The following is a 5495-nucleotide window of genomic DNA, read 5'->3' as shown; positions in this document are numbered from 1 at the left end:
GTTTCTAAAAATAAGGGCAAAATGCCTAAGACGACAAATCTTTCCAACAGAGGATCTTACTATGAAACTGAAATCACTTATTCTTTCGACAGCCCTTGCAGCGCTCGCTAGCGGCGCATCAGCTGAAGGCGTCAAGGTTGGCATGATCACCACGCTTTCGGGCGGTGGTGCTGGATTGGGCATTGATGTCCGTGACGGATTTATGCTGGCCATTGGTCAATCGGATCGCACCGATATCGAGGTCGTCATAGAGGACGATCTGCGCAAGCCTGATGTTGCCGTTCAGCTTGCCGATAAAATGATCCAGTCTGAAAAAGTCGACGTCATGACAGGGATCATTTGGTCCAACCTTGCGATGGCTGTGATCCCAAGCGCGACGGCCCAAGGTAAGTTTTATCTATCGCCAAATGCCGGACCGTCAGCACTTGCCGGCAAAGGGTGTCACAAGAACTATTTCAACGTCGCTTGGCAGAACGACAACCTACATGAAGCCGCTGGTGCTTATGCAAAGGGCACAGGATACAAAAACAGCTTCATTTTGGCTCCCAATTACCCAGCAGGCCAAGACGCGTTGACCGGTTACAAGCGGATGTATGATGGGGAGCTGGCTGGCGAAATTTTTACTAAACTTGGCCAAACAGATTACGCCGCAGAAATTGCACAAATCCGCGCGTCTGGCGCTGACAGCGTGTTCTTCTTCTTGCCCGGTGGCATGGGGATTTCATTCTTGAAGCAATATGCTGACAGTGGCGTAGATTTGCCTGTTGTAGGCCCAGCGTTTTCCTTTGATCAGGGTATCTTGCAAGCCGTCGGTGACGCGGCCCTTGGTGTCGTGAACACGAGCCAATGGAACAAAGACATCGACAACGCGACCAATGCCGCATTTGTCGAAACCTTTCAGGCTGAATATGGCCGCCTCCCATCGCTTTACGCCAGCCAGGGATTTGACACAGCAAACTTACTCATCTCTGCGTTGGAAATTGCACATCCTGATGATGCGGATGCGTTCCGTACCGCTTTAGAGGCGGCTAACTTTGACAGCACACGTGGCGATTTTGAATTCGGACCAAACCACCATCCGATCCAAGACATCTATGCGCGTGAAGTGATCAAAGAAGGTGACGTTTACACCAACAAAATTATTGGTGTTGCACTTGAAAATCACAGCGATGCCTATGCAGTTGATTGCTCATTCTAAGCTGAAATTGGTTCGGGGGGCATGCCTTCCCGAACCGCAAAGGGTTCACAGTATATATGTCCACAATCCTAATCATTGAGCAAATTCTAAACGGTCTGCAATCCGGCATTATGCTGTTTTTAATGGCGGCTGGTCTGACACTAATTTTTGGTGTCATGGGGTTAATCAATCTCGCTCACGGGTCGCTTTACATGATTGGCGCATTTGCGGCGGCGGCAGTAGCTGGACTTACAGGATCATTTGTATTGGCCTTGATCGCTGCAATGGCCGCTGCTGCCATCGCTGGTGTTCTAGTCGAAATGTTGGTGATCCGCAGGCTTTACGCGACTGATCACCTTGATCAAGTGCTTGCCACTTTCGCTCTGATCTTGATCTTTTCCGAGGGGACACGCTGGGTCTTTGGCTCCTTCCCGCTGTTCCTAGACATCCCTGATTACCTTTCTGGCCCCGTAACTTTACCCGGCGGCATACAATATCCTTTTTATCGTTTGGTTCTCATCTGTGTAGGCCTGCTAGTCGCCGCTGGTTTGGGCCTTTTGATTACCCGCACCCGAATTGGCATCCAAATCCGCGCAGGTGAAAATGATCGTGAGATGATTGCTGCCCTTGGCGTGGATATTTCGAAATTATACACACTGGTCTTTGCCCTTGGGGCTGCCCTAGCTGGCTTAGCTGGCGCACTGGTGGGGGCGATTCAGTCGGTTCAGGTTGGGATGGGTGAACCTGTGTTGATCCTAGCCTTTGTGGTCATTGTGATTGGCGGTATCGGATCGATCAAGGGGGCACTCATTGGCGCACTTTTGGTAGGGTTAACCGATACGTTGGGCGGCGTCTTCCTCCCCCAATTGTTCAAGTTATTCATGGAACCATCCGCGGCGCAATCCTCAGGTTCGGCACTGGCGTCGATGGCGATTTATATCTTGATGGGGGCTGTCTTGATATGGCGACCGACGGGTTTGTTTGGAGCACGCCCATGATACGCGAACGCACATTGAATGGGCTCGTCTTGGTGCTTTTACTTGCTGTGCCACTATGGGCCATGTTCAACGATCAACCGTTTACGATCACGCTGGCGACACGTGCAGTGATCTTTGCATTGGCTGCCGTTGGCTTGAACATTGCCCTTGGGTTAGGTGGTTTGGTTAGCTTGGGGCATGCAGCATTCTTTGGTATTGGCGGATACGCGATGGGTATTCTTGCCCATCACGCACAAACTTACACGCCAGTGATGGAACTGCCCTTTTTGATTGAGGGCACAAAATCGATGCCAGTGATTTGGCTGGTGGCGATGGTCACATCGGGCATTGCAGCCTTTCTTATCGGGATTTTGTCCTTACGCACGGCAGGCGTTTATTTCATTATGATCACGCTGGCATTCGGACAAATGTTCTATTTTTTCTCTATCAGCTGGGCTGCTTATGGCGGTGAAGATGGGTTGTTGATTTACGTTCGTAACGACTTTCCCGGGCTGAATACGTTGGTTCCGATTAACTTTTTCGCCATCTGTTTCACGATCCTATGTTTGGTCCTCCTCCTAAACGGGTTGCTTGCGCGATCCCCTTTTGGTTTGGCCCTAAACGCGGCACGTCAGGCGCCCCAACGTGTGCAGACCGTCGGGTTGGACCCGCAACGCCTAAAGCTCGTCGCCTTTGTTATATCAGGTGTGATAACCGGACTGGCGGGTGCGTTGTTTGCTGATCTCAACCGCTTTGTCAGCCCCACAATGTTCAGTTGGCAAATGTCGGGTGAGATCATGATATTTATCATCCTCGGCGGTAACGCACGTTTGTGTGGCCCCGTGGTGGGGGCAGTCGTCTTTGTGATGCTCGAACACTTCCTTGGCGGGCTCAGCGAATACTGGCACATCTATCTTGGTGCGTTGTTGTTGCTTGTCGTGTTATTTGCCCGCGGCGGTCTGGTTGGCCTTATTGCTGGTCGGGAGGTGGCACATGACTGAACCAATCCTCGCCACGCACAGCTTGCAAAAATCTTTCGGGGCATTAATGGCGACTGACGATATTTCCATCGACCTATACCCAGGGGAAATACACGCTGTCATTGGTCCAAATGGTGCCGGTAAATCCACATTGATTGCCCAAATTTGCGGTGGGTTAAAACCCGATGCAGGACGTGTCGAATTGTTAGGTAAAGACGTTACCCTGACCAACACCCTGACACGCGCAAAGGCAGGTATTGGCCGCACATTCCAGATCTCGGCATTGGCGATGGAAGATACGGTTCTGCAAAACGTCCTGCTGGGTGCAGTGGGTGACATTGGGTCACCGTGGCGGTTTTTACGACCAGTGCTCAACGATGGATCATTACGTTCAAAAGCCGCCGACGCTTTGAAGCGCGTAGGTCTGCAAGACCACGCTGCAACACGCACCTCTGACTTAAGTCATGGACAGCGCCGTCAGTTAGAAGTCGCGGTCGCTCTGACACTCAAACCAAAAGCCTTTGTCATGGATGAACCAATGGCTGGACTGGGTGCTGAAGGCTCAAAAACACTAACAGGTTTTCTGGACGGTTTACGCGAAGAAGCCCCAATCCTTCTGGTCGAACATGATATGGACGCTGTCTTTGCATTGGCCGATCGGATCAGTGTGTTAGTTTACGGTAAAATCATCGAAACCGGCACAGTTGATCAAATCAAATCCAGCAAAGCTGTGCGCGAAGCCTATCTAGGAGGTGACGCATGAGCCTTCTAACTCTGCAAAATGTTAAGGCCAGCTATAGGTCGTCCAAAGCGTTGTTTGACGTCAATTTAACCGTGTCAGAGGGAGAAGTTGTCGCCTTGATGGGGCGTAATGGCATGGGGAAAAGCACAACCGTCAAAACAATATGTCGGATGATCCCTGCGTCTGGCAAACTCATCTTTGACGGCCAAGACCTTAGCAGCCTTGGGAGCCATCAAGCCGCCCGTTTGGGCATAGGGCTTGTCCCAGAAGGACGTCGTTGTTTTGCGGATCTCACGGTCACCGAAAACTTGGTAGCTGCATCTCGACACGGCCCATGGGATTTGGCCCGTGTCGCCGCACTATTTCCGCGCTTGGACGAACGCAAACACCAGCGCGCAAACACATTGTCGGGCGGCGAGCAGCAGATGGTCGCCGTTGGACGCGCACTGATGACCAACCCTCGTTTGTTGATCCTTGATGAAGCAACAGAAGGACTAGCGCCGATTATCCGACAGGAAATTTGGGAGGCTATAGCCCAACTTAAAAATGAGACTGGCATGGCCATTATCGTCATCGACAAATCTTTGGCCGAATTGGGACAAGTCTGTGACCGCGCCACAATTCTTGAACGTGGCAAAACTGTTTGGGACGGTGCGATGACAGATTTGACCTCTGATATCTCTGAACGTCTGATCGGAGTGTAGGCGATGTTTGAAGTCCAACAAAAAGTACTTTTCAGGCACTGCGACCCCGCGGGGATTGTGTTCTTCCCGCGATATTTCGAAATGATGAATGATTGTATTGAGGCCTTTTTTGACCATGGTCTAGAATACCGGTTTGAACAGTTTCTCCAAACGGCTGGCATCCCCACAGCAACCATCACCACAACTTTCAATAGGCCAAGTCGCCATGGTGATCTTTTGGACCTACGGCTAAATGTGACACGGGTTGGTAGGACCAGTTTTGATTACGAAATGAGGTGTCATTGCGGGGACGAACAACGTTTTGTTACGAACACAACCCTTGTCCAAATCGACTTGGACGGCAAACCAACACCGCTACCTGATAGCATCAAGCAGCGATTAACTGACTTCACTAAGATATCATCATGACACACAAAACAATTCAACCAGACGGCTGGGCACCAGCGTTAGGGTACGCAAACGGTATTCTCACCAAAGATGGCACTTTGCATATCGGTGGACAAATCGGCTGGAACAAAGACAAGGTCTTTGAGTCAAAGGAATTTGTACCGCAGATGCACCAAGCCCTGCAGAATATCTCTGACATCGTGGTTGCGGCGGGTGGAAAGCCATCCGATGTTGTTAGACTGACTTGGTTTGTCACCGACAAAGCGACTTATGTCGCCAATCAACGCGCAGTGGGGGCCGCCTATCGTACGGTATTTGGCAAACACTTTCCTGCAATGTCGATGTTGGTAGTTGCAGGTTTGATAGAAGATGACGCATTGGTCGAAATCGAAGCAACGGCCCAACTGACTTAGTTATGGAAAGCAAGAACCCTTGGGAATGTACTTTGCCAAATCTAACGATATTGATGATGTGACGGAGAACATATACGCATTCCTGCGCTGCCGCAGCAGGCCAATGCCGCCCGAT

At 50.8% G+C, this 5495-nt stretch carries 7 protein-coding genes; all 7 read left to right on the top strand.

The window, feature by feature from the left end:
* The first annotated feature begins 61 nt into the window (after positions 1-61).
* The 7 genes from ABF287_RS10625 to ABF287_RS10595 are packed head-to-tail and all read left to right on the top strand — an operon-like array spanning position 62 to position 5380.
* Positions 62-1198 carry an ABC transporter substrate-binding protein gene (locus ABF287_RS10625; protein WP_347184986.1) on the top strand — a complete coding sequence of 379 codons (1137 nt, stop codon included), beginning with the start codon at positions 62-64 and terminating at the stop codon, positions 1196-1198.
* 56 nt (positions 1199-1254) lie between these two features.
* The gene (locus ABF287_RS10620; protein ID WP_347184985.1) at positions 1255-2175 is read left to right on the top strand and encodes a branched-chain amino acid ABC transporter permease; all 921 of its coding nucleotides are present in this window, start codon (positions 1255-1257) and stop codon (positions 2173-2175) included.
* Positions 2172-3155 (top strand): branched-chain amino acid ABC transporter permease, encoded by a 984-nt coding sequence (locus tag ABF287_RS10615; protein WP_347184984.1) that lies wholly within the window; start codon positions 2172-2174, stop codon positions 3153-3155. Before ABF287_RS10620 ends, ABF287_RS10615 begins: the two co-directional genes overlap by 4 nt.
* Positions 3148-3897, top strand: a complete 750-nt coding sequence (locus ABF287_RS10610; RefSeq protein WP_347184983.1) for an ABC transporter ATP-binding protein — start codon at positions 3148-3150, stop codon at positions 3895-3897. The genes ABF287_RS10615 and ABF287_RS10610 overlap by 8 nt, the downstream gene beginning before the upstream one ends.
* Positions 3894-4580: an ABC transporter ATP-binding protein gene (locus ABF287_RS10605; RefSeq protein WP_347184982.1), complete on the top strand. Its 687-nt coding sequence runs from the start codon at positions 3894-3896 to the stop codon at positions 4578-4580. Before ABF287_RS10610 ends, ABF287_RS10605 begins: the two co-directional genes overlap by 4 nt.
* Before the next feature lie 3 nt (positions 4581-4583).
* Complete coding sequence (locus ABF287_RS10600; protein WP_347184981.1) at positions 4584-4988, top strand: thioesterase family protein; 405 nt, start codon at positions 4584-4586, stop codon at positions 4986-4988.
* Positions 4985-5380, top strand: a complete 396-nt coding sequence (locus ABF287_RS10595) for a RidA family protein (RefSeq protein WP_347184980.1) — start codon at positions 4985-4987, stop codon at positions 5378-5380. Before ABF287_RS10600 ends, ABF287_RS10595 begins: the two co-directional genes overlap by 4 nt.
* Positions 5381-5495: the final 115 nt, after the last annotated feature.

The organism is Pacificibacter sp. (assembly GCF_039769035.1).
Classification (GTDB): domain Bacteria; phylum Pseudomonadota; class Alphaproteobacteria; order Rhodobacterales; family Rhodobacteraceae; genus Celeribacter.
This window is presented reverse-complemented; position numbering and strand designations above follow the sequence as displayed.